We start from the raw sequence: 22,453 nt of genomic DNA, 5'->3' as shown, positions 1-22,453 counted from the left end.
AAGGGACCACCACATGACCACCACGCTGCGCCCCGAGGGCCCGGAGACACCCACCGCGGCCGGCGGCCGCACCAGACGCTGGCTGATCCTCTCGAACGGCCACCCGGTCGGCGGGCTGCGCACCACTGCCGACCCGCTGGGCGGTCAACTCTGGGGCCGGATATCCGAGTTGGAGATCACCGAGGGCCGCGGCCGGGGCCGGGGCACCTTCGGCGGGCTGGCCGCCGAAGAGGTGCTGCGGACCTGGGGCTGCGCCCGGGTCGACGTCGCCGTCCCCGAGTCGGCCGCGACGGCACGGGGGCTCGCTGTGACCCTCGGGTACACCGAGCGCGCCCTGACCATGTCCAAGCTCCTGGCCACCGCCCCCGACCTGCCCGCCGGGCTGAGCGTGCGCCCGTTCGACCGGCCGGCCGAGCTCCGGGCCTGGTTCGACCGGTCCACGGAGGACTACGTCCGCGTGATGACGGAGTCCGGCCTCACCGAGGAACAGGCCCGGGCCCGCACCGGCGCCGGCCGGGAGAACCCCGCCGCCCCGGATCCGGAGGCCCCGGGCTCGGTGGTGCGCCGCCTCTACGGCGCCGAGGGCGGGGAGGGGCCGTACGGCCTGCTCTGGCTGCAACTGTGCCTGCGCGACCTGCCGGACGGCGAACCGCTCGCCTGGGTGATGAAGGTCGAGGTGTCCCCGGCCCACCGGGGCCGGGGACACGGACGCACGCTGATGCTGCTCGCCGAACGCGAGTGCCTGGCCGCCGGGGTGCGCAACCTCGGCCTCAACGTCTTCGCCCGCAACGAGGTGGCCGTCCGGCTCTACGACTCGTTGGGCTACGAGGTCACCGAGCGCCTCTACGGCAAGCAGCTGTGACCTGACATGCCGTCAGGAGGTCTTCGCCGCCTCGATGACGGCCACGATCTGCGCACGCAGCCCGTCCTGGCTCCGGCCGCCGTCGAGGCGCTTCCCGCCGATCACGTACGTCGGCGTGCCCGTGACCCCGATCGCCCTGCCCTCGGCCTGGTCGGCGTCGACGGTCAGCATGTGCCGGCCGTCGATCAGCGCGGTGTCCACCTCGTCGACGTCGGCCCCGACCTCCCGGGCCACCTCCAGCAGCACCTGCTGTCCGCGCGCGTCCAGCTCCGCGGTGCGGGCCAGCAGCGCCTCCACGAACGGCCAGCCCTGCCCCTGCGTGAACGCCTCCTCGGCCGCCTCCGCGGCGGCGTAGGCGTGCTTGTGCTTCTCCAGCGGGAAGTGCCGCAGCTCCACGGTCAGTGCGTCGCCGTACTGCGCGCGCAGCGCCCGTACGTCGTCCAGCGCGGTGTGGCAGTCCGGGCACTGGAGGTCGCACCAGAACTCGAGGCGGGGGAGGGAACCATCGATCATTCCCCCAGTGTTCCACTAGTGGGCGCCCGCTCCGGGCGGAGGTGCGCCCGAGGACGGCCCGAGAGGAAGGCACCGATGACCAGGACGACCGGACACGAAGGAGTGGCCCCGTGCTGAGCGCGGCGATCAGCTTCATCCTCACGGCGGGCGGGGTGGCCTTCGCGGGGCTGCGGGCCTACCGGCGGCGCTTCCTGTCGGCGACCCGGTGGTTCGCGGTGGCCCTGCTGCCCGCCGGGCTCTACCTGACCGGCCTGTTCCCGCTGGCGAGCACGATCGGCCGGGAGTTCGCCGACTGGGCGGGCAAGCTGGTCCTCGACCCCCGGGTGTGGACCGGCATCGCGCTGCTCGGCGTCTCCGCGGTCCTGCTGGTCATCACCCGCTGGGTGGGCCGCCGCGGCAGTGCGGTGGTGGAGGGCGCCCCGGAGCGCCCGGCCGCGGCAGGCCCGGCGCCCGAGCGCCCGGCGGTGGCGGCGACGCCCAAGGCCCCGAAGAAGCCGGCCGCGGGCAAGCGGGAGGACGGCCTCGGCGACTTCGCCGACATCGAGGAGATCCTCCGCAAGCGCGGGATCTAGGCGGCCCGGGCGGCGGTTCAGGCGGAGGGGACGGCCTCCGCCGACCGCTGCCGTGCCCGGTAGGCGGCGACGTGCAGCCGGTTGCCGCAGGTGCGGCTGTCGCAGTAGCGCCGCGAGCGGTTCCGGGAGAGGTCCACGAAGACCCGCGCGCAGTCCGGGGCCTCGCAGCGGCGCAGCCGCTCCCGTTCGCCCGCCATGAGGATGAAGGCCAGCGCCATGCCCAGCTCGGCCGCCAGGTGGTCGCCGAGCGCGGCGTGCGGCGCGAAGTAGTGGATGTGCCAGTCGTGGTCGTCGTGGTTGGTCAGCCGGGGCGTCGTCCCGGCTGCCGCGACGATCGAGTTGACCAGCTCGGCGGCCTCCGCGGTGGACTCCGTCGCGAACACCTCGCGCAGCCGGGTGCGCAGCTCATGCACCCGCCGCAGGTCGTGCTCGGTCAGCGAGTCGATCTCGCTGATCTCCTGGCGGACCACGAAGGCGTCCAGTGCGGCGACGTCCGGCAGCCGCTCGGCGCCGCACACCTCGGGCGCGGTGTTGAGCAGCTCCACGAGGATGCTCAGCGCGCACTCGGTGTCATGGGTGATCAGCACGTTGGGGGCTCCTCGCACAGGGGGACTCCGATACCCCGCGTCCGCGGTTACCCCAGACCATACCGGGCCTCGTGCCGGTGGGGCGGCGCCTTCTTTCGAAGATGTGTGCGCAGTCCGGCAAGGCGTCCGGAACCGGGCGTCGCCCGGGTCTGCCGGCGTCCGAACCGGTGGGGGAGAGCCGCAGGCGTGAGAGGCCACCGAAAGACGTCGGCGCCCGACACCGAGGCCGGCCACCCGTGAGGATGGCCGGCCTCGGTGCCGGGCGCCTGCGGTGCTGTGGACCCGCTCCGGCGGGAGCGGGACCGCTCACCGGCCCCGAGACCGCGTCGTGCGCGGCTGAGTCCGCTGCCGTGCCCCCGAGTAGGACGGCTGCGATGACGGCAAGGGGGTACGGCCCCGCCGTCGGCGGGGCGTGACCACCTCCGGACGGGGTCAGCTTTCGGCGAGGATGTGGGACAGCTCCCGGTCGAGGTCGAAGTGACGGTGTTCGGTGCCGGGGGGCACCGCGGCGTCCGTCCGCTTGAGGAACGACTCAAGTGCACGGGCCGGGGCCTCCAGCAGGGCTTCTCCTTCCGGAGAGCTCAGTGCGATGCAGACCACCCCTTGCCCGTGGCTGCGCGACGGCCACACCCGGACGTCGCCGGTACCGGTGGGTCGGTGCAGCCCCTCCGCGAGGAGATCTCGGGCGAACACCCACTCCACGGTCTCATCGGCGCCCGTGTGGAACGTGGCATGCACGGCGTAGGGGTCGGCAGTGTCGTAGCGCAGGCCCGCGGGGACGGGCAGTGAGGACTCGCTGGACACGATGAGGCGCAGGTGCAGCTCGCAGCTGACCGTGGTGTTCATAAGCGCCATGGCCTTTCGCTCAGTGTGCGCTCGGGGAATCGCACGTCGGCGAACGGACCATCCCACCTCCAAGACCGATGTAAACCCCTCTGTCCCGATTCGGGCGCGAGTCGTACCCCTTACGGCGCATTGCGGAATCGCCCCGCAGCGGGCCGGGCCGGGCATTACCCCGGTACTTCTTGGTTTGTTTCCTGGCATGACTGTGCGAAACGACAAGGCGGGCGGGAACACGGGAACGGGTGAAGCGGCCGTGGCGGTTGACGCGGTCGCCGACGCGGTCGGGCGGTCGGTTCGCGGGCCCCGGCCCCCGTCCGCCGCTCGCCGGCGCTGCGCCGCGTCCGGCAGGCGGCGATCTTCCCGGCCGGCCTCGCCGTGGTGGTGCTCGGACCGATCATGCTGCCGCTGCCCGACCCCGGCCGGCTGGTGATCTTCCTGGGCGTGGGGATCTGGGCCGCCGAGTTCGCCTGGGCCCAGCCGGCCCTGCGCCGGACCCGCCGCAAGGTCGCGGAGGCCGCCCGGCGGGCCATGGATCCGCGGGTGCGCCGCCGCAACCTGACGCTCACCACGATCGGGCCGGCCGCCGCCCTCTGGGCGGGCGGCTGGTGCTTCGCCCGCTGCGGGCCGGCCGTCCCCTGGCGGCTGGACGAGAGCTGACCTGCCCGGGCGTGGGGCCGCAGGCAGGGAGGGCGTTCGGAGCACCCCTCGGGATGCGGTAATGTTTTCCCTGCACCCGGGCGATTAGCTCAGCGGGAGAGCACTTCGTTCACACCGAAGGGGTCACTGGTTCGATCCCAGTATCGCCCACCGGAATGCATTGTGATATGTGAGGCCCAGCCGATTTTCGGCTGGGCCTCACGTGTATTTCCGGAATCCACCCGAGAGACGCCGGTAATCGCCTGAGGCGCAGTCACCTTCCCTGCGGAGTGAGAGTTCTGCGGAGGCGTCGGCGCTACCCGGAACGGGCGAGTTGTACGACCGGCCCCGAATGGTGCTACAGTTCTTCTCGTTGCCCGGGCGATTAGCTCAGCGGGAGAGCACTTCGTTCACACCGAAGGGGTCACTGGTTCGATCCCAGTATCGCCCACCGGACAGCACGCAGGCCCTGACCAGGAAACCGGTCAGGGCCTGCGGCGTACCCGGGGCCGAGATTCCGCGGGCCGCCCGTTACGCCGCCGCCTCGCAGCCGTGCTCCGGCTCCAGCCGGCGCCCGCAGCCGCACCGGGCAGGCCGCAGCGGCCAGGACAGATCCACCCGCTCCGGCGTCCCCGAGCGGTCGAACCAGTTCTGCAGCCCGCGCGCCTGCGCCGCGTGCCAGATCGCCTGCCGCAGGTGCAGCTCCGCCGCCGACATGCCGCCGAGCGCCGCCGGGTAGCGGGCGCCTATCCGCCGGGTCAGCGCCAGCGCCGCCGTCGCGTCCGCCGCCGCGTCGTGCGCCCCGGCCAGCTCCACGCCGTAGTGGGCGCACAGGTCGGTCAGCGTCCGGCGGCCCTTGCGGTAACGGTCCACGTGCTTGTCCAGCACCCGCGGATCCAGCACCACCAGCCCGGCCGTCGCCAGCCCGCCGGCCGTCGCCAGCCCGTGATGGCGGCGCAGCTCCCGGTCCAGCAGCGTCAGATCGTAGGGCGCGTTCATCACCACCACCGGATGCCCGGCCCGGGCCTCGGCCGCCAGCGCACGCGTGACCTCCGCCACCACCGTCCGGGCCGGGCGGCCGTGGGCGCGCACCTGCTCGTCCGTGATGCCGTGCACCGCGCGGGCGCCGTCCGGGATCGGAACGCCCGGATCGGCGAGCCAGGTGGTGGTCCGCGCCGGTGCGCCCGGCGCGAGCTGGACGACCAGGGCGGCGGAGACGATCCGGTCGTTCTCCACGTCCACGCCGGTCGTCTCGGTGTCGAAGGAGGCGAGTGGGCCGGTGTACCAGTGCTGCTGCATGACTGCCCCTCAAACGAGCGTTGCGCCCGGTTGATACCCGGTTCTGACGCCCTCTCAACCCGTTTGGCCCAAGCCCGACCGGGGATCCTGCCCATGACTGTCCCGTTCGAATCGACTGACCCGTCCGGACCGGGACGGGCGCGGAGCCGGGGAGGCCACGGGGCGATGGCACCGACCCAGTCGCAGCCCGAGGAGACGGCGGCCGTACTGCGGGGGAACCTCGCGGTCACCGCCTGCATGGAGACCTTGCAGGTCGGCTATCTGCACGCGGTCGCCGCCGCGGCCGGCTGCTCGCTCTCGCAGCCGTTCCCGGACAACGGCATCGACTGGCACGTCAGCCACGGCTCCCGGACGCACGAGGTGGACGACGAGGTCACGGTCAAGATCCAGCTCAAGGCCACCCAGCAGGTCGCGCCCGACCCGGCCGGGCCGTTCTTCAGCTTCACCCTGGACAACGACCACCTGCGCAAGCTCGCCCGGCCCCGGGTCGCCGTGCCGCGGATCCTGGTCGTGATGCTGCTGCCGCGCCGGGTCGACCACTGGCTGCGGGCCCGCCCGGACGCCCTGGAGCTCCGGCACTGCTGCTACTGGGTCAACCTGGCCGGCCACCCGGTCACCGGGCAGCGGCGCACCAACGTCCGCGTGCCCACCGGCAGGGTCTTCGACGACCGCGCGCTGTGCGACATCATGGCCCGGGTCGGTGCGGGCGGCAGCCCGTGACGGCCCGGCCCCGGCAGGGAGGAACCGGACCCATGACACCGCCGTACGGACCGGGCGAGCCGGCCCGGCCCCTGCCCGACCCGGCCGCCGTCGACCCGAGGGTGCTGGCCACCCTCCTCGCCCGGCACGGCTGGGTCCGCCGCGGCGGACCGGCCGCCCGGTACGGACGCTGGACCCCGCCCGACGACGAACCCGGCACCAGCCTGCTCGTCCCGGCCGGGGACGGCTTCGACGACGCCGTCGAACTCCTCACCGACGCCGTCACCGCGCTCTCCCGCTCCCGCACCCCCTCCGCCCGCTCGATCCTGCTCGCCCTCGCCGTCCCCGGTGACGAGCTGCGCTGGCAGCGCGAACGGCCCGGTCCCGCCGGGGCCACCCCCTGGGACGAGGCCGAGCGGCTCCGGCAGGCGGCGCGCGGGATGCTCGCCGCCGGCGCCAAGGCCGCCCGGACCAGGGCCGGCTACTTCGGTGCCCGGCTGGACGGCCTCGCCGGGGACTTCCTGGACCGCGTCCTGCTGGTCGAACAGGGCGCCGCCCTCACCGCCCACACCCCTGCTCCCGAGGGCCGCGCCGCCGTCACCACGCTGGTCCGCGCCTTGGAGGCGCTGCGCGACGCGGTCGACTACCGCCGGGTCAGCGGCGGGCCCGAGGCCTTCGCGAACGCCGTCCAGGCCGGGGTCAGCAGGGAGCTCGTCCAGTCCGTCGAGGACCTGGTGCGCGATGCGACGGCCGCCAGGCTCAGCGTCGCCTGGTCGCCCGCCGCCGGGACGCCGGGCGGCTTCGGGGACCGCCGGATCGACCTCGACTTCTCGCCCGGGGACCTGCCCGCCCTGGCGGAGGCCGCCGACCTGCTGGAACGGATCGAGCCCGCCGTCGCTGTCACCGTGGTCGGCGTGGTCACCCGGCTCAAGCGCCCCGACCCGGCCGGCCCGGGCTCGGTACGGCTGCGGGTGCTGACCGGCGCCGAGGTCCGCGAGCTCAAGCTCCGCCTGCCCGACCCCGACTACCGGCTCGCCGCCGAGGCCCACCTCGCGGGACTGCCGGTCCGGGTCTCCGGCCGGCTGGACCGGCACGGCGGCTTCCGCCGGCTGACCCGCCCACACGGACTGGAGCTCTGCGGCTGGGAGGAAGGGGACCGCGAGCGGCTGCTGAAGTCGCTCGGGGAGAAGGCGGAGGGAGCGGGAGACGGGGCATAGGTGGACGGCAGGGGCGGCGCTCTCGGTACCATCGTCACGCGCAGCGCAGTGCTGCGTCCTCTGAAATCCAGCACGTCAGGAGAGACCGGTGACGGACGTCCGGGTAATCATCAGCCGCGAACCCGATCGGGAAGAGCGCGTGGTGACGACGGGCACCACGGCCGCCGAGCTCTTCGCCGACGACCGCTCGATCATCGCCGCCCGCGTCGGCGGCCAGCTCAAGGACCTCGCCTATGTCCTCCAGGACGGCGACGAGGTCGAGCCGGTCGCGATCGGCAGCAAGGACGGCCTCGACATCCTGCGCCACTCCACCGCGCACGTCATGGCCCAGGCCGTGCAGCAGCTCTACCCGGAGGCCAAGCTCGGCATCGGCCCGCCGGTCAAGGACGGCTTCTACTACGACTTCGACGTCGAGAAGCCCTTCCACCCCGATGACCTCAAGGCCGTCGAGAAGAAGATGCAGGAGATCATCAAGCGCGGGCAGAAGTTCTCCCGCCGCGTGGTCACTGACGAGGCCGCCCGCGAGGAGCTGGCCGCCGAGCCGTACAAGCTGGAGCTGATCGGCCTCAAGGGCTCCGCCGCCACCGCCGGCGAGGGCGCCGACGTCGAGGTCGGCGCCGGTGAGCTCACCATCTACGACAACCTGGACGCCAAGTCCGGCGAGCAGTGCTGGGGCGACCTCTGCCGCGGCCCGCACCTGCCCAGCACCCGGCACATCCCGGCGTTCAAGCTGATGCGCAACGCGTCCGCCTACTGGCGCGGCAGCGAGAAGAACCCGCAGCTGCAGCGCATCTACGGCACCGCCTGGCCGACCAAGGACGAGCTGAAGGCCCACCTCGACTTCCTCGTCGAGGCCGAGAAGCGCGACCACCGCAAGCTCGGCAACGAGCTCGACCTCTTCTCCATCCCCGAGGAGATCGGCTCCGGCCTCGCCGTCTTCCACCCCAGGGGCGGCATCATCCGCCGGGCCATGGAGGACTACTCGCGCAAGCGGCACGAGGAAGAGGGCTACGAGTTCGTCTACACCCCGCACGCCACCAAGGGGAAGCTCTTCGAGAAGAGCGGCCACCTCGACTGGTACGCGGACGGCATGTACCCGCCCATGCAGCTCGACGAGGGCGTGGACTACTACCTCAAGCCGATGAACTGCCCGATGCACAACCTGATCTTCGACGCGCGCGGCCGCTCGTACCGTGAACTGCCGCTGCGCCTCTTCGAGTTCGGGACGGTGTACCGCTACGAGAAGTCCGGCGTGGTGCACGGCCTGACCCGTGCCCGCGGCTTCACGCAGGACGACGCGCACATCTACTGCACCCGCGAGCAGATGGCGGACGAGCTCGACTCGACCCTGACCTTCGTGCTCAACCTCCTTCGTGACTACGGTCTGACCGACTTCTACCTGGAGCTGTCGACCAAGGACCCGGTGAAGTACGTCGGCAGCGACGAGACCTGGGAGGAGGCCACCCGCGTCCTGGCGAGCGTGGCCGAGAAGCAGGGCCTCCCGCTGGTTCCGGACCCGGGCGGCGCTGCCTTCTACGGCCCGAAGATCTCGGTGCAGGCGAAGGACGCCATCGGCCGTACCTGGCAGATGTCGACCATCCAGCTCGACTTCAACCTGCCGGAGCGCTTCGACCTGGAGTACACCGCGGCGGACGGATCGCGCCAGCGGCCGGTCATGATCCACCGGGCGCTCTTCGGTTCGATCGAGCGGTTCTTCGCGGTGCTGCTGGAGCACTACGCCGGCGCCATGCCGCCGTGGCTGGCCCCGGTCACCGTCACCGGCATCCCGATCACCGACGAGCACGTGCCGTACCTGCTGGAGGTCGCGGCCGAGCTGAAGAAGCACGGGATCCGGGTCGAGGTGGACACCTCGGACGACCGCATGCAGAAGAAGATCAGGAACGCGCAGAAGAGCAAGGTCCCGTACATGCTCATCGCGGGCAACGACGACGTCGAGGCGGGTGCCGTCTCCTTCCGCTACCGCAACGGCGAGCAGAAGAACGGCGTGCCCCGTGACGAGGCCGTCGCCGAGATCGTCGATGCCGTGGCGCGCCGTATCCAGGTGTGATCAGTTCCCCGCCTGAGCGGGGGAGCCCCCGGCGTCCCGGTGGCCGACGCGGTCCACGAAGTCCCGCGCGGGGCAGGCTCTCGATGAGTCTGCCCCGCGCGGCTTTGCAAGCACCGTCGGGCGAATATGCTGATCAGCATGACGACTGAGCCGGAACTTCAGCGGGGCGTCGGTGAGCCGGACGGCTTCCGCCGCCTGTGGACGCCTCATCGGATGGCCTACATCCAGGGTGAGAACAAGCCCACCGGCCCGGCTCCGGATGACGGTTGTCCGTTCTGCTCGATCCCGTCCCTGAGCGACGAGGACGGGCTGGTCATCGCCCGGGGGACTGCCGTGTTCGCGGTGCTGAACCTGTACCCGTACAACGGCGGGCACCTGATGGTGGTCCCGTACCGGCACGTGGCCGACTACACCGACCTGGACGGGGCCGAGACGGCCGAGCTGGCGGACTTCACCAAGAAGGCGATGACGGCGCTGCGGGCGGCCTCCGGGGCACACGGGTTCAACATCGGGATGAACCAGGGTGCGGCGGCCGGAGCCGGGATCGCGGCGCACCTGCACCAGCACGTGGTGCCGCGCTGGGGCGGGGACACCAACTTCATGCCGGTGGTCGGTCACACCAAGGTGCTGCCGCAGCTGCTGGCGGACACCCGGAAGATGCTGGCCGAGGTCTGGCCGCAGGGCTGATCCGGAGAGCACGGGAGGGCCCCACCGAGGATCTCGGTGGGGCCCTCCCGTGCTCTCCGGATCATTTGGCGTTGAAGGTGTCGACGTCGTACGGCCGGGGGCTCTGCGCCTCGGACTTGATGATCGAGGTGCGGTTCTTGAAGAAGCGGTCGGCGTCCAGGTCGTGCTCCTCCAGGAACTCCAGCGTGGCGGCGTGGACCGCGGCGAGCACCGGGACGGAGGCGTTCTGGGCGTTGTCGACCATGGAGCGGTTCTCCCAGGCCCGGCCGGCCCAGATGTGCCGCAGCCCGAACGGCTCCGGGAGGCCGAGCCCGCCACCGAGCCAGCCGAGCAGGCCGGGCATCCGGTAGAAGGGGGCGCGGACGGCCTGGCGGACGACCTCGTCGTTGTCGATCAGGGGGAGCTTGACGGTGCGCTCCTCCCAGAACTTCACGGTCTTGGCGACCGACTTCTCCTTGTCCTTGGGCTTGTCGAAGAAGACGCCCTTGACCGGGCCGAGCGCGTAGCCGGACACGGTGATGTTCAGGACGTTGGCGAGCAGGGTGACGGTGACGGTGAAGGTGAGGACCAGCTTGCCGTCGTGGGTGATGAACTGGGTGGCGAGGTAGTGCCGGGGGCCGCCGGAGAAGGTCTGCTTGTCGGCGACGCTCTGCACGGCGAAGTCGCGCATCCGGTCGCCGTCCATGTCGGCGCTGCCGGGGCGGCCGATCTCGTCGGCGCCCTCGCCGATGTCGAAGACCACCCACTGCTTGATGGCGACGTTGGGCATGCCGCTGTTGGCGACGTGGCTGACGCCGAGGCCCTTGAGGTGGGAGGAGATCCGGCGGATCAGGTCCCAGGGGTGGAAGGCGCGGAAGTCGACGTGGCCCTCGGCGGGGTGGAGGGTGTCGGCGAGGCGCCACTCGCCCCAGCGGCGGCCGGCGCCGAGGATGCCCTTGGGTCCGGCGTAGTGGTGGATGTTGGTCTCCTGCTCGGCGTCCAGGCGGCCGAGCTTGTCGCGCAGGTCGGTGGCCTTCTTGTCGAGGTCGTCGCGGGGGACGGCCTTGGCGACGGTGGCGGCCACCGCGCTGCCCTCGACCAGTGCCTGCCAGCGGGTGCGCAGGTCCTTGGCGGAGCGCTCGACGATCCGGCGGGCGAGGAACCAGCCGATGACCGGGGCGAGCATGGTGATGCGCAGGTAGATGCCGAGGAGGCCGCTGGCCGGCGGGCGCCACGCGAACACGACGGCGAGGACGGCGGTCGCGGCGAGCACCAGGCCGCCGTAGATGTCCGCGTTCTTCGGGTTGTCCCGCTTGAGCCAGGCGCGGAGCTGGAAGGCGCCGAGCCAGATCAGGGTGCCGGGGAGGAAGAGCACGATGGTGGCGATGGAGACGGTGCTGAGCTGCCGGTCGCGGGTGTTGCGCAGTTCCTCGGCGGCCAGGCAGTGCTCGACGACCTGGCGGGTGTCGACTCCGAAGGCCGGGACGAGGGGTTTCCGGCCGCCGCCCAGGGCACGGGAGATCAGCGCCTTGCTGAACGCCTCGCCGAGGTTGGGGCGGAAGAGCGCGAAGCGGCCCTTCTTCTCCGTGGCGTCGGTGACGGCACCGACGAAGTCCTTGATCTCACCGTCGCGGTAGGCGGTCGAGGAGAGCCCCTGGGTGATGGCGGTCTGCGGGCCGGCATCGGTCCGGGGTATCTGCGCACCCGGGGTCATGTCGAGTGTGGTCACGGTGGCGTCCCTCCTCCCCTTGTCAGCGGCAGGTTACCGTGCCGTGGCACCCCCGCGTGGATGATCGTCTGAAGTGCCGTCACCGGAGGCCTGAGGGGCATGATGCCCAGCTTCGGACGGGTCGATACCCGCCGAGGTGTCCCTGGTGGTGGTGGGGCAGGATGGAGGGCGGGAGCGAGGAAAGGGGAGCGGCCGTGAAGGATCCGGTGCTGGTCTTCGACGGGGACTGTGCGTTCTGTTCGTCCTGCGTGCGCTGGGCGGAGCGGTACCTGCGGCAGACGCTGGCCTCGGGGGGCTGGGAGGCGGTGCCGTTCCAGTTCGCGGATCTGGCGGGGCTGGACGGGCAGGCCGGCGGCCGGGGCGAGGTGTCGGCCGAGCGGGCGGAGCGCGAGGTGCTCTGGGTGACGCCGACCGGCCGGGTGTACGGGGGCGCGCAGGCGGTTGCGCGGCTGCTGATGCGCTCCGGCGGGGTGTGGGCGTACCTGGGCGCGGTGTTGACGGCGGCGCCGGTGCGGCCGCTGGCGGGGCTGGCCTACCGCTGGGTGTCGCGCAACCGGCACCGGATGCCGGGGGGCACGGCGGCCTGCGCGCTGCCGAACCGGAAGTCCGTTCAGTCGGTGTAGCGCCCGGCCAGGGCGGCGGGCATGGGTTCGTGGCGCAGGTAGGCGCGGGAGAACTCGGCGGTGCCGTGGGTGAGCGAGCGCAGGTCGACCGGGTAGCGGACGAGTTCGAGTTCGGGGACCTCGGCGCGCAGCAGGGTGAGGCCGGTGCCGCCGGTCTCGGTGCCGAGGACGCGGCCGCGGCGGGCGGAGAGGTCGCCGAGGACGGCGCCGAGGTAGTCGTCGGGCAGCAGGACGCTGACGGCGGCGACGGGTTCGAGCAGGCGGATGACGGCGTGCTCGGCGGCGTCGCGCAGGGCGAGGGCGGCGGCGTTCTGGAAGGACGCGTCGGAGGAGTCGACGGAGTGCGCCTTGCCGTCCGTGAGGGTGACCCGGACGTCGACGAGCGGGTACCCGGTGGAGACGCCCTTGGCGAGCTGGGCGCGGACGCCCTTCTCGACGGAGGGGATGAAGTGCTTGGGGACGGCGCCGCCGACGACGTGCTCCTGGAACTCGAACCCGGAGCCGGCCGGGAGCGGTTCGACCTCCAGGTCGCAGATGGCGTACTGGCCGTGGCCGCCGGACTGCTTGACCAGGCGGCCGTGGCCGGCGGCGGCGGTGCCGAAGGTCTCGCGCAGGGCGACCTTGGGTTCGACGGTGTCGACGTGGACGCCGTGGCGGGTGCGCAGGCGGTCGAGGACGACCTCGGCGTGGGCCTCACCGGTGCACCAGAGGACGAGCTGGTGGGTGTCGGGGTTCTGTTCCAGGCGTAGCGCCGGGTCCTCGGCGGTGAGGCGGGAGAGGGCCTGGGAGAGCTTGTCGTCGTCGGCCTTGCTGTGGGCTTCGACGGCGATCGGGAGCAGCGGCTCGGGGAGGGTCCAGCCCTCGAGCGCGACGGGGTGGCCGGGGTCGTGGACGGTGTCGCCGGCCCGGGCGGTGGTGAGTTTGGCGGCGCAGACGAGGTCGCCGGCGATGGCGTGCGGGACGGGGCGCTGGAGCTTGCCGAAGGGGTTGGTGAGGGTGGTGACGCGTTCGTCGCCGTTCTGGTCGGCGGTGTGGGCGGGGCCGTCGAGGTGGATCCTGGTGTCGGGGCGCAGGGTGCCGGCGTACAGGCGCAGCAGGCTGATCCGGCCGACGTAGGCGTCGCCGGTGACGCGGACGACCTGGGCGGCGAGCGGGGCGTCGGGGTCGCACTCGGGGGCGGGGCGGGTGCGTTCGGTGGGGTTGGGGAAGGTGTGCGCGATGAGGTCGAGGAGTTCGGCGGCGCCGAGGCCGTTCTCGCTGGTGGGGACGGCGGGGTGGAGGGCGCAGGAGAGGACTTCGCGGCGCAGGCCGGCTTCGAGGGACTCGGTGTCGAGGGGGGCGCCGGAGAGGTAGCGCTCCATGAGGGTGTCGTCCTGGCCGGAGATGGCCTCCACGAGGCTGTCGTGGGCGGGCGTGGTGTCGGGCAGGGGCTCGGCGTCGCCGTAGGCGCCGCCGGTGAGGAGGTCGACGCTGCCGTCGGGGTGTCCGTCGTGGAAGACCGGCTGGAAGAGCGGGCGGAGGGTGTCCGGGCCCAGGCCGAAGGCGTCGTGGCAGGCCGTGAGGATGTCGTCGAAGCCGTTGCGGGCGAGGTCGAGTTTGGCGACGGCGATCGCGCGGGGGATGCCCTCGGCGGCGCATTCGCGCCACAGGGCGCGGGTGGGGGCGGTGACCGGGTCGGTGGCGGAGACGACGAAGACGGCGGCGTCGGCGGCGTGCAGGGCGGCGCGCAGGTCGGCGGTGAAGTCGGGGTGGCCGGGCGGGTCGATCAGGTTGATCTTGACGCCCTTCCATTCGAGCGGGAGGAGGGCGAGCTGGACGGAGCGCTGCTGCTGGTGCTCGATGTCCTCGTGGTCGGAGACGGTGGTGCCGTCGGTGACCCGGCCGGCCCGGCCGATCGCGCCGGCGGCGAGGGCGAGGGATTCGGCGAGGGTGGTCTTGCCCACACCGCTGGAGCCGATGAGGACGACGTTGCGCAGGTCCTGCGGGCCGGTGACGGCGGGTGCCTGGCCGGCTCGTGCCGTGCTGCGGTCGGGCATCGGGGTCTCCTCCCGTGGCGCCGAGGCTGTCCTTCGCAGTCTAGGGTCGGGTGTTGCGGTGGCGCGTGTCGTACGGCCGGTCGGTGACCGTACGTGTGCGGGCCGTGGCGGGGGCGGGGTGCGGCGGTGCGTGCGCCGGAGCGTGTCCCCGGCCTGGCTACGATGGGTGGGCCGGACGGGCTGATCCGCCCGGCCGTCTGCTGCGCGTGCTGCGCCAGGCGGGTATCTGGGAGATCGGAGCGGCTGGGAAGGCCATGCTCAACAAATACGCGCGTGCCTTCTTCACACGTGTCCTGACCCCGTTCGCCGCGTTCCTGATCCGCCTGGGCGTGAGCCCGGACGCCGTGACGCTGATCGGTACCGCCGGTTCGGTGGCCGGTGCGCTGGTGTTCTTCCCGCGAGGGGAGTTCTTCTGGGGCACCATCACGATCACGCTGTTCATCTTCTCGGACCTGGTGGACGGGAACATGGCCCGCCAGCTGGGCCGGAGCACGAAGTGGGGGGCGTTCCTCGACTCCACCCTGGACCGGGTCGCGGATGCGGCGATCTTCGGCGGTCTGGCGATGTGGTACGCGGGCAAGGGCGACAACAACCTGCTCTGCGCAGTGGCGATCTTCTGTCTGGCGAGCGGTCTGGTGGTGTCGTACACCAAGGCGCGGGCCGAGAGCCAGGGTCTGCCGTGCGACGTGTCGGGGCTGGTGGAGCGGGCCGAGCGGCTGGTGGCCAGTCTGGTGGCGGCCGGTGTCGCGGGTCTGCACAAGTTCGGTGTGCCGTACGTGGAGTGGCTGCTGCCGGTGGCGTTGTGGCTGGTGGCGGCGGGCAGCCTGGTGACGGTGTTCCAGCGGATACTGACCGTGCGCCGGGAGGCGTTCGAGGCCGACCGAGCGGCGGCCGGGAGCTGATGGGGGGCGTCCTGCGGTGACGGACCGACTGGTGTACTGGGCGTACGCGCTGGGGTGGGGGCTGCTGAAGCACCTGCCGGAGCGGGTGGCCCGGGGGCTGTTCGACCAACTGGCGGACTACGCGTGGCGCAAGCGCGGCAAGCGGGTGCTCCAGCTGGAGGCGAACCTGCGGCGGGTCCGTCCGGGGCTGGACGAGGCCGCGATGCGGGAGCTCTCCCGGGCCGGGATGCGCTCGTACCTGCGGTACTGGATGGAGTCGTTCCGGCTGCCGGTGTGGAGCCGGGAGCGGGTGGCCCGGGACGTCCGGGTGGACGGCTTCGAGAACCTGCGGGCGGCGATGGAGTCCGGGCGGGGCGCGGTGATCACCCTGCCGCACATGGGCAACTGGGACCTCGCGGGGACCTGGGTGGCGCAGCAGGGCTACCCGTTCACCACGGTCGCGGAGCGGTTGAAGCCGGAGCGTCTGTTCGACCGGTTCGTGGCGTTCCGGGAGGGCCAGGGCATGGAGGTCCTGGCGCTGACCGGTGGTTCGGTGAACGTGATCGGCACGCTGGCGCGGCGGCTGCGCGAGGGCCGGCTGGTCTGCCTGGTGGGGGACCGGGACCTGTCGGAGGCGGGCATCGGGGTGTCGTTCTTCGGCGAGCCGACCCGGATGCCGGCCGGTCCGTCGGCGCTGTGCCAGCGGACCGGGGCGGCGCTGCTGCCGGTGACGCTCTGGTACGACGGCCCGGTGCTGAGGGCGCGGATCCACCCCGAGGTGCCGGTGCCCGAGGAGGGCGACCGCAAGGAGCGCACCCGGGCGATGACCCAGGCGATGGCGGAGGTGTGGGAGCGGGGCATCCGCGAGCACCCGCAGGACTGGCACATGCTGCAGCGGTTCTGGCTGGCCGACCTGCCGGCCCGTGAGACGGTGGAGGCGGCGCCCGCGGAGCGCGCGGAGGCGGCGCCGGAGCCCGCGGCCGAGGCCTCCGGGGCCTGACCCGTTCCGCCCCTCCCGCCCGCACGACTGTCCGAAGGAGCTTGAGGAACCCGTGAAGATCGGCATCGTCTGCCCGTACGACTGGGACGTCCCCGGTGGGGTGCAGTTCCACATCCGGGACCTGGCCGAGCACCTGATCGGTCTGGGGCACGAGGTGTCGGTGCTGGCGCCGGCCGAGGACGACGAGGCGCTGCCGCCGTACGTGGTCCCGGCCGGGCGGTCGGTGGCGGTGCCGTACAACGGGTCGGTGGCGCGGCTGAGCTTCGGGATCCTGTCGGCGGCGCGGGTGCGGCGCTGGCTGCACGACGGGCGCTTCGACATCCTGCACGTGCACGAGCCGGCCGCGCCGAGCCTGTCGATGCTGGCCGCCTGGTCGGCGACCGGGCCGATGGTGGGGACCTTCCACACCTCCAACCCGAGGTCGCGGGTGATGATCGCGGCCTCGCCGATCCTCCAGCCGGGGCTGGAGAAGATGCGGGCCCGGATCGCGGTGTCGGAGTACGCCCGTCGCACTCTGGTGGAGCACCTCGGCGGGGACGCGGTGGTGATCCCGAACGGTGTGGACGTGGGCTTCTTCGCCGAGGCCGAGCCGGACGAGCGCTGGACCGGCGGCGCGGCGAAGGGGGAGCCGGGCACGATCGGCTTCATCGGCCGGATCAACGAGCCGCGCAAGGGCCTGCCGACGCTGCTGGCGGCGCTGCCGAGGATCCTGGCGGAGCGGCCGGGGGTGCGGCTGCTGGTGGCGGGCAAGGGCGACGAGGAGGAGGCCGTCGCGGGCCTGGCGCCCGAGGTGCGCCGGCAGGTGGAGTTCCTCGGCATGGTGAGCGACCGGGACAAGGCCCGGCTGCTGCGCAGCGTGGACCTGTACGTGGCGCCGAACACCGGTGGCGAGAGCTTCGGGATCATCCTGGTCGAGGCGATGTCCGCGGGCGCGCCGGTGCTGGCGAGCGACCTGGACGCGTTCAAGCAGGTGCTGGACGGCGGGGACGCGGGGGAGCTGTTCCCGGTGGAGGACGCGGACGCGCTGGCCCGTACGGCGCTGCGGCTGCTGGGCGATCCGGCGCGGCTGGAGGAGCTGCGGGACGCGGCGTCGCGGCACGTGCGGCGGTTCGACTGGTCGACGGTCGGTGCGGACATCCTGGCGGTGTACGAGACCGTGACGGCCGGCGAGGCGGCCGTGGTCGAGGAGGACGTGCGCAGCGGGCGGCGGGGCCGGTTCGGGCTGGCCCGGGACTAGCCGGTTCGGACTGCGCCCGGCACCCCGCGGCGGCGCCGGGGGTCGGCGGAGTTAGGGTCGGGCGTCCGCACCACTGCGATTCACGGGGGCAACGATGCCGCAGATCTCCGTCGACTACTCGGCCGACCTGGCCGGCACCTTCGACCGCCGGGGCCTCGGCCTGGCGATCAACCGGCTGGCGGAGGCGACGATCGACGCGAAGCCGGAGTCCTGCAAGACGGTGTTCCGGCAGAGCGAGGTGCTCGTGGTCGGCACCAGCGGGGCCGCCGCCGACACCCAGGTGTTCGTGGAGTTCCAGATCTTCCCGGGCCGCACGCCGGAGGCGAAGGCGGCGTTGAGCGAGGGCGTGCTGGCGCTGCTGGCCCGGTACGTCCGGCCGAAGCCGGGCACCCGGCTGTTCACGGCGGTGAACATCGCGGACATCGACCGGGAGAGCTACCGGAACGCGACCGCTCGGGGCTGAACCGGTGACACCGGGTAACGTAGCGGCCCGTGACTACCTGGATCTGGGCCGGCGTGGCCGTGGTGCTGTTCGGCATGTACCTGAGTTGGACGGCCGGCCGGTTGGACCGGCTGCACGCCCGGATCGACGCCGCGCGGGCGGCGCTGGACGCGCAGCTGGTCCGGCGGGCCTCGGTGGCGATGGAGCTGGCGACGTCGTCGTTGCTGGATCCGGCGGCCTCGCTGTTGCTGCTGGACGCGGCGCACGCGGCCCGGCAGGCCGAGGACGAGCAGCGCGAGGTGGCGGAGAGTCAGTTGAGCCTGGCGCTGCGGGCGGTGTTCGAGGAGCCGGCGCAGGTGGCGGCGCTGATGGCCGAGCCGGGGGGCGAGGACGCGGTTCGTGATCTGACGGCCGCGGTGCGGCGGGTGCCGATGGCCCGACGGTTCCACAACGACGCGGTGCGGGCGGCGCGGGCGGTGCGCGAGCACCGGCTGGTGCGGTACTTCCGGCTGGCGGGGAAGGCGCCGTTCCCGTTGGCGTTCGAGATGGACGATGCCCCGCCTCCCGCTCTTACCCCCGAAGGGGCGCCTGCTTAAGGTGTCCCCCGGATACGGCCCGTTTGTCGTATCCCGTCGTCCGGGCTGGACTTGGTGGCGCATGAGTGGGCCACCCGGTCTGCCTACCATAGGGCGATAGCACTGATTCATCTTCGAGTGAGGTCTCACGTGTCCACCACCCCCACCACCGCAGACCAGCCGCAGATCGGTACCGCCCGGGTCAAGCGCGGCATGGCCGAGCAGCTCAAGGGCGGTGTGATCATGGACGTGGTCAACGCCGAGCAGGCCAAGATCGCCGAGGACGCCGGCGCGGTGGCCGTCATGGCCCTGGAGCGGGTTCCGGCGGACATCCGCAAGGACGGCGGCGTGGCCCGCATGTCCGACCCGAACATGATCGAGGAGATCATCGAGGCGGTCTCCATCCCGGTGATGGCCAAGTCCCGCATCGGTCACTTCGTCGAGGCCCAGGTGCTCCAGTCCCTGGGTGTCGACTACATCGACGAGTCCGAGGTGCTGACCCCGGCCGACGAGGTCAACCACTCGGACAAGTGGGCCTTCACCACCCCCTTCGTCTGTGGCGCCACCAACCTGGGCGAGGCCCTGCGCCGCATCGCCGAGGGCGCGGCCATGATCCGCTCGAAGGGTGAGGCCGGCACCGGCAACGTCGTCGAGGCCGTTCGCCACCTGCGCCAGATCAAGAACGAGATCGGCCACCTGCGCGCCCTGGACCACAACGAGCTGTACGCCGCCGCCAAGGAGCTGCGCGCCCCGTACGAGCTGGTCAAGGAGGTCGCCGAGCTCGGCAAGCTGCCGGTCGTGCTGTTCTCCGCCGGTGGCGTGGCCACCCCGGCCGACGCCGCGCTGATGCGTCAGCTGGGCGCCGAGGGCGTCTTCGTCGGCTCCGGCATCTTCAAGTCGGGCGACCCGGCCAAGCGCGCCGCCGCCATCGTGAAGGCCACCACCTTCTTCGACGACCCGAAGATCATCGCGGACGCCTCCCGCAACCTGGGCGAGGCCATGGTCGGCATCAACTGCGACACCCTGCCGGAGACCGAGCGCTACGCCAACCGCGGCTGGTAATCGCCACCCTTTGAGCCGGCCCGCCGCAGCGCCTCGGCGCGCGGCGGGCCGTGCCACGTAGTCCGTCGTAACGATCGATTGAGGTTGAAGACCGTGAGCACTCCTGTCATCGGCGTCCTCGCCCTCCAGGGCGACGTCCGAGAGCACCTGGTGGCGCTGGCCGAGGCCGACGCGCTCGCCCGTCCGGTGCGTCGCGCCGAGGAGCTGGCCGAGGTCGACGCGCTGGTGATCCCCGGCGGGGAGTCCACCACCATGTCCAAGCTGGCGCTGCTGTTCGGCGTGATGGACCCGCTGCGCGAGCGGGTCGCCGCCGGGATGCCGGTCTACGGCACCTGCGCGGGCATGATCATGCTGGCGGACAAGATCCTGGACGGCCGCGAGGACCAGGAGACCGTGGGCGGCATCGACATGACGGTGCGCCGCAACGCCTTCGGCCGCCAGAACGAGTCCTTCGAGTCGGGGATCGACTTCGCGGGCCTGGACGACGCCCCGGTGCACGGCGTCTTCATCCGCGCCCCCTGGGTCGAGGCGGTCGGCGCGGGCGTCAGGGTACTGGCCGAGCTGCCCGCCGCGGACGGCCCGGAGAGCCGGATCGTGGCGGTGCGCCAGGGCAACCTGCTGGCCACCTCGTTCCACCCGGAGCTGACCGGCGACCACCGGGTGCACGCGTACTTCGTGCGGATGGTCGAGGAGCACCTGGCGGCGGCCGCGCGCTGACCGCGTCGGCCGCGCGTTGACCGTGTGCGCCTCACCGGTGACGACACCGGTAAGATCTCATCTGTTTCATTTCCCTTTGGCGACGTAAAGGAGCTGGCGATGTCCGGCCACTCTAAGTGGGCTACCACCAAGCACAAGAAGGCCGTGATCGACGCCAAGCGCGGCAAGCTCTTCGCCAAGATGATCAAGAACATCGAGGTGGCGGCGCGCACCGGCGGTCCCGACCCGGCGGGCAACCCGACCCTCTACGACGCCATCCAGAAGGCGAAGAAGAGCTCGGTCCCGATCGACAACATCAACCGCGCCGTCAAGCGCGGTGGCGGCCTGGAGGCCGGCGGCGCCGACTACCAGACCATCATGTACGAGGGCTACGGCCCGAACGGCGTCGCGGTCCTGATCGAGTGCCTCACCGACAACCGCAACCGCGCCGCCTCCGACGTGCGCGTCGCGATGACCCGCAACGGCGGCTCGATGGCCGACCCGGGTTCGGTGTCGTACCTGTTCACCCGCAAGGGTGTCGTCATCGTCCCCAAGGCCGACGGCGTGGACGAGGACAAGCTGTTCGAGGTCGTCCTGGACCAGGAGCCGGAGGAGATCAACGACCTCGGCGACTCGTTCGAGATCGTCTCCGAGGCCTCGAAGATGGTCGCCGTGCGCACCGCGCTGGTCGATGCCGGCGTCGACTACGACTCGGCCGAGGCCAACTTCCTCCCCAGCATGCAGGTCGAGCTGGACGTCGACGGCGCCCGCAAGATCCTCAAGCTGATCGACGCGCTGGAGGACAGCGACGACGTGCAGAACGTCTTCGCCAACTTCGACATCTCCGACGAGGTCGGCGCGCAGCTCGACGCCGAGTGATCACCGCCCGGTGATCGTCGGTGAGTGACCGTTCTCACTGCCCGGCCCGGTGGTCCCTGGACCACCGGGCCGGTGTCGTCGGCGGGGTTGTCGGACCCGGACGGTAGCCTTCGCAGGTCGCCTCCGGGCGGCGATCGACGAGAGGCGGGGCGAGTGGTACGGGTACTGGGCGTGGACCCGGGGCTGACCAGGTGCGGAGTCGGCGTGGTCGAGGGCGCGCCGGGCCGGCCGCTGCGGATGGCCGGGGTCGGCGTGGTGCGCACCCCCGCCGACGCCGAGATCGGGCAGCGGCTGCTCCGGGTCGAGCAGGGCATCGAGGCCTGGCTGGACGAGCACCGGCCCGACCTGGTCGCCGTCGAGCGGGTCTTCGCCCAGCACAACGTCCGCACCGTGATGGGCACCGCCCAGGCCAGCGCCGTCGCGATGCTCTGCGCCACCCGGCGCGGCATACCCGTCACCCTGCACACCCCCAGCGAGGTCAAGGCCGCCGTCACCGGCTCCGGCCGGGCCGACAAGGCGCAGGTCACCGCCATGGTCCAGCGCCTGCTGCGGCTGGACGCGCCGCCCAAGCCCGCCGACGCCGCCGACGCGCTGGCGCTGGCCATCTGCCACATCTGGCGCGGCGGGGCGACCAACCGGCTGGAGGCCGCCGTCCGGGCCGCCCGCGCCACCCCCCGTTCCACCCCCCTGAAAGGCACCGTCCGATGATCGCCTTCGTGCAAGGGCCCGTGGCGGCCATCTCCTCCGGGATCGCGGTGGTCGAGGTCGGCGGGGTCGGAATGGCCATGCAGTGCACCCCGAACACCCTGGCCGGGCTGCGGCTGGGCGAGCCGGCCCGGCTCGCCACCTCGCTGGTGGTCCGGGAGGACTCGCTGACACTGTTCGGCTTCGCGGACGACGACGAGCGCGCCGTGTTCGAGATCCTCCAGGCCGCGCCCGGTGTCGGCCCCAAGCTGGCGCAGGCGATCCTCGGCGTGCACAGCCCCGACGCGCTGCGCGCCGCGGTCGCCGGCGGCGACGAGAAGGCGCTGGTCGCGGTGCCGGGCATCGGGAAGGCCAAGGCGGCCAAGCTGCTGCTGGAGTACAAGGACAAGCTCGGTGCCCCGCACGGCGCCGTCCCCGCGCAGAAGCCGATCGCGACCGGCCCGGCGCCGTGGAGCGAGCAGCTGCACTCCGCGCTGACCGGCCTCGGCTACGCCCCGCGCGAGGCGGACGAGGCGGTCGCGGCCGTCACCCCGGAGGCCGAGGCACAGGCGACGCCGGACGTCGGCGCCCTGCTCCGGCTCGCCCTGCGCGGCCTCAACCGCGCCCGCTGACCATCTGCCGATCTG

The 22,453-nt window shown here is 72.3% G+C and carries 24 protein-coding genes and 2 tRNA genes; 20 read left to right on the top strand and 6 right to left on the bottom strand.

Features of this window, described 5'->3' with window-relative positions; translation table 11 throughout:
- Positions 1 to 13 precede the first annotated feature (13 nt).
- Entirely contained in the window at positions 14 to 862 is an 849-nt protein-coding gene (locus AB0O11_RS13055) for a GNAT family N-acetyltransferase (RefSeq protein ID WP_363385152.1), read from the top strand.
- Positions 863 to 874: 12 nt separating this feature from the next.
- On the opposite strand, the gene AB0O11_RS13050 is transcribed toward AB0O11_RS13055, so the two are convergent.
- Positions 875 to 1,375 (bottom strand): DsbA family protein, encoded by a 501-nt coding sequence (locus AB0O11_RS13050; RefSeq protein WP_363385149.1) that lies wholly within the window; start codon positions 1,373 to 1,375, stop codon positions 875 to 877.
- Positions 1,376 to 1,485: 110 nt separating this feature from the next.
- Here AB0O11_RS13050 and AB0O11_RS13045 point away from each other — a divergent pair, with 110 nt between their 5' ends.
- Entirely contained in the window at positions 1,486 to 1,947 is a 462-nt protein-coding gene (locus tag AB0O11_RS13045; protein WP_363385147.1) for a hypothetical protein, read from the top strand.
- A 17-nt stretch (positions 1,948 to 1,964) separates the two neighbouring features.
- Here AB0O11_RS13045 and AB0O11_RS13040 read toward each other — a convergent pair whose 3' ends face one another.
- Positions 1,965 to 2,534: a CGNR zinc finger domain-containing protein gene (locus tag AB0O11_RS13040; protein ID WP_224278788.1), complete on the bottom strand. Its 570-nt coding sequence runs from the start codon at positions 2,532 to 2,534 to the stop codon at positions 1,965 to 1,967.
- Between the two features lie 432 nt (positions 2,535 to 2,966).
- Entirely contained in the window at positions 2,967 to 3,380 is a 414-nt protein-coding gene (locus AB0O11_RS13035; RefSeq protein WP_030056266.1) for an SsgA family sporulation/cell division regulator, read from the bottom strand.
- A 375-nt stretch (positions 3,381 to 3,755) separates the two neighbouring features.
- Here AB0O11_RS13035 and AB0O11_RS13030 point away from each other — a divergent pair, with 375 nt between their 5' ends.
- The 3 genes from AB0O11_RS13030 to AB0O11_RS13020 all read left to right on the top strand — a co-directional run bounded on the left by AB0O11_RS13030 (position 3,756) and on the right by AB0O11_RS13020 (position 4,464).
- Positions 3,756 to 4,034, top strand: coding sequence for a PGPGW domain-containing protein (locus tag AB0O11_RS13030; RefSeq protein WP_363385144.1), 279 nt, complete (start codon positions 3,756 to 3,758; stop codon positions 4,032 to 4,034).
- Between the two features lie 78 nt (positions 4,035 to 4,112).
- Positions 4,113 to 4,184: transfer RNA gene (locus AB0O11_RS13025), tRNA-Val, on the top strand.
- A 208-nt stretch (positions 4,185 to 4,392) separates the two neighbouring features.
- Positions 4,393 to 4,464 (top strand) — tRNA-Val (locus tag AB0O11_RS13020).
- An 80-nt stretch (positions 4,465 to 4,544) separates the two neighbouring features.
- Here AB0O11_RS13020 and AB0O11_RS13015 read toward each other — a convergent pair.
- The gene (locus AB0O11_RS13015; RefSeq protein ID WP_363385141.1) at positions 4,545 to 5,312 is read right to left on the bottom strand and encodes an exonuclease domain-containing protein; all 768 of its coding nucleotides are present in this window, start codon (positions 5,310 to 5,312) and stop codon (positions 4,545 to 4,547) included.
- 165 nt (positions 5,313 to 5,477) lie between these two features.
- Between AB0O11_RS13015 and AB0O11_RS13010 the strand changes: the two genes are divergently transcribed.
- The 4 genes from AB0O11_RS13010 to AB0O11_RS12995 all read left to right on the top strand — a co-directional run bounded on the left by AB0O11_RS13010 (position 5,478) and on the right by AB0O11_RS12995 (position 9,983).
- The gene (locus AB0O11_RS13010; RefSeq protein WP_363385138.1) at positions 5,478 to 6,032 is read left to right on the top strand and encodes a DUF4365 domain-containing protein; all 555 of its coding nucleotides are present in this window, start codon (positions 5,478 to 5,480) and stop codon (positions 6,030 to 6,032) included.
- A gap of 32 nt (positions 6,033 to 6,064) precedes the next feature.
- Positions 6,065 to 7,228, top strand: a complete 1,164-nt coding sequence (locus AB0O11_RS13005) for a hypothetical protein (RefSeq protein ID WP_363385135.1) — start codon at positions 6,065 to 6,067, stop codon at positions 7,226 to 7,228.
- Between the two features lie 88 nt (positions 7,229 to 7,316).
- Positions 7,317 to 9,296 (top strand): threonine--tRNA ligase, encoded by a 1,980-nt coding sequence (gene thrS / locus AB0O11_RS13000; RefSeq protein WP_363385132.1) that lies wholly within the window; start codon positions 7,317 to 7,319, stop codon positions 9,294 to 9,296.
- 126 nt (positions 9,297 to 9,422) lie between these two features.
- Positions 9,423 to 9,983 carry an HIT domain-containing protein gene (locus AB0O11_RS12995; protein WP_363385129.1) on the top strand — a complete coding sequence of 187 codons (561 nt, stop codon included), beginning with the start codon at positions 9,423 to 9,425 and terminating at the stop codon, positions 9,981 to 9,983.
- 61 nt (positions 9,984 to 10,044) lie between these two features.
- Here AB0O11_RS12995 and AB0O11_RS12990 read toward each other — a convergent pair whose 3' ends face one another.
- Positions 10,045 to 11,691: a hypothetical protein gene (locus AB0O11_RS12990; RefSeq protein WP_363385126.1), complete on the bottom strand. Its 1,647-nt coding sequence runs from the start codon at positions 11,689 to 11,691 to the stop codon at positions 10,045 to 10,047.
- Positions 11,692 to 11,885: 194 nt separating this feature from the next.
- Here AB0O11_RS12990 and AB0O11_RS12985 point away from each other — a divergent pair, with 194 nt between their 5' ends.
- Entirely contained in the window at positions 11,886 to 12,314 is a 429-nt protein-coding gene (locus AB0O11_RS12985; protein WP_363385123.1) for a DUF393 domain-containing protein, read from the top strand.
- Here AB0O11_RS12985 and AB0O11_RS12980 read toward each other — a convergent pair.
- Positions 12,302 to 14,350 carry an elongation factor G-like protein EF-G2 gene (locus AB0O11_RS12980; RefSeq protein ID WP_363385120.1) on the bottom strand — a complete coding sequence of 683 codons (2,049 nt, stop codon included), beginning with the start codon at positions 14,348 to 14,350 and terminating at the stop codon, positions 12,302 to 12,304. The two genes, AB0O11_RS12985 and AB0O11_RS12980, sit on opposite strands and share 13 nt — an antisense overlap.
- 254 nt (positions 14,351 to 14,604) lie before the next feature.
- On the opposite strand from AB0O11_RS12980, the gene pgsA reads away from it, so the two are divergent.
- From pgsA to ruvA, 10 genes are all read left to right on the top strand, one after another.
- On the top strand, positions 14,605 to 15,252 hold the full coding sequence (gene pgsA / locus AB0O11_RS12975) for a phosphatidylinositol phosphate synthase (protein WP_363385117.1): 648 nt from the start codon (positions 14,605 to 14,607) through the stop codon (positions 15,250 to 15,252).
- 16 nt (positions 15,253 to 15,268) lie between these two features.
- Entirely contained in the window at positions 15,269 to 16,231 is a 963-nt protein-coding gene (locus AB0O11_RS12970) for a phosphatidylinositol mannoside acyltransferase (RefSeq protein WP_363385114.1), read from the top strand.
- Between the two features lie 52 nt (positions 16,232 to 16,283).
- Positions 16,284 to 17,468, top strand: a complete 1,185-nt coding sequence (locus AB0O11_RS12965) for a glycosyltransferase family 4 protein (protein ID WP_363385111.1) — start codon at positions 16,284 to 16,286, stop codon at positions 17,466 to 17,468.
- Positions 17,469 to 17,562: 94 nt separating this feature from the next.
- Entirely contained in the window at positions 17,563 to 17,931 is a 369-nt protein-coding gene (locus AB0O11_RS12960) for an isomerase (protein ID WP_363385109.1), read from the top strand.
- Between the two features lie 74 nt (positions 17,932 to 18,005).
- The gene (locus AB0O11_RS12955; RefSeq protein WP_363385504.1) at positions 18,006 to 18,506 is read left to right on the top strand and encodes a hypothetical protein; all 501 of its coding nucleotides are present in this window, start codon (positions 18,006 to 18,008) and stop codon (positions 18,504 to 18,506) included.
- A gap of 129 nt (positions 18,507 to 18,635) precedes the next feature.
- Entirely contained in the window at positions 18,636 to 19,547 is a 912-nt protein-coding gene (gene pdxS, locus AB0O11_RS12950; RefSeq protein WP_030286348.1) for a pyridoxal 5'-phosphate synthase lyase subunit PdxS, read from the top strand.
- A 93-nt stretch (positions 19,548 to 19,640) separates the two neighbouring features.
- Positions 19,641 to 20,264 (top strand): pyridoxal 5'-phosphate synthase glutaminase subunit PdxT, encoded by a 624-nt coding sequence (gene pdxT / locus AB0O11_RS12945; protein WP_363385106.1) that lies wholly within the window; start codon positions 19,641 to 19,643, stop codon positions 20,262 to 20,264.
- 99 nt (positions 20,265 to 20,363) lie between these two features.
- On the top strand, positions 20,364 to 21,122 hold the full coding sequence (locus tag AB0O11_RS12940) for a YebC/PmpR family DNA-binding transcriptional regulator (RefSeq protein WP_049651428.1): 759 nt from the start codon (positions 20,364 to 20,366) through the stop codon (positions 21,120 to 21,122).
- A gap of 153 nt (positions 21,123 to 21,275) precedes the next feature.
- Positions 21,276 to 21,830, top strand: a complete 555-nt coding sequence (gene ruvC / locus AB0O11_RS12935; RefSeq protein WP_363385103.1) for a crossover junction endodeoxyribonuclease RuvC — start codon at positions 21,276 to 21,278, stop codon at positions 21,828 to 21,830.
- Positions 21,827 to 22,438, top strand: coding sequence for a Holliday junction branch migration protein RuvA (ruvA, locus tag AB0O11_RS12930; protein WP_363385101.1), 612 nt, complete (start codon positions 21,827 to 21,829; stop codon positions 22,436 to 22,438). The genes ruvC and ruvA overlap by 4 nt, the downstream gene beginning before the upstream one ends.
- The last annotated feature ends 15 nt before the right edge of the window (positions 22,439 to 22,453 follow it).

Origin of the sequence: Kitasatospora sp. NPDC093102 (assembly GCF_040683915.1) — a bacterium.
Lineage (GTDB): Bacteria > Actinomycetota > Actinomycetes > Streptomycetales > Streptomycetaceae > Kitasatospora.
This window is presented reverse-complemented; position numbering and strand designations above follow the sequence as displayed.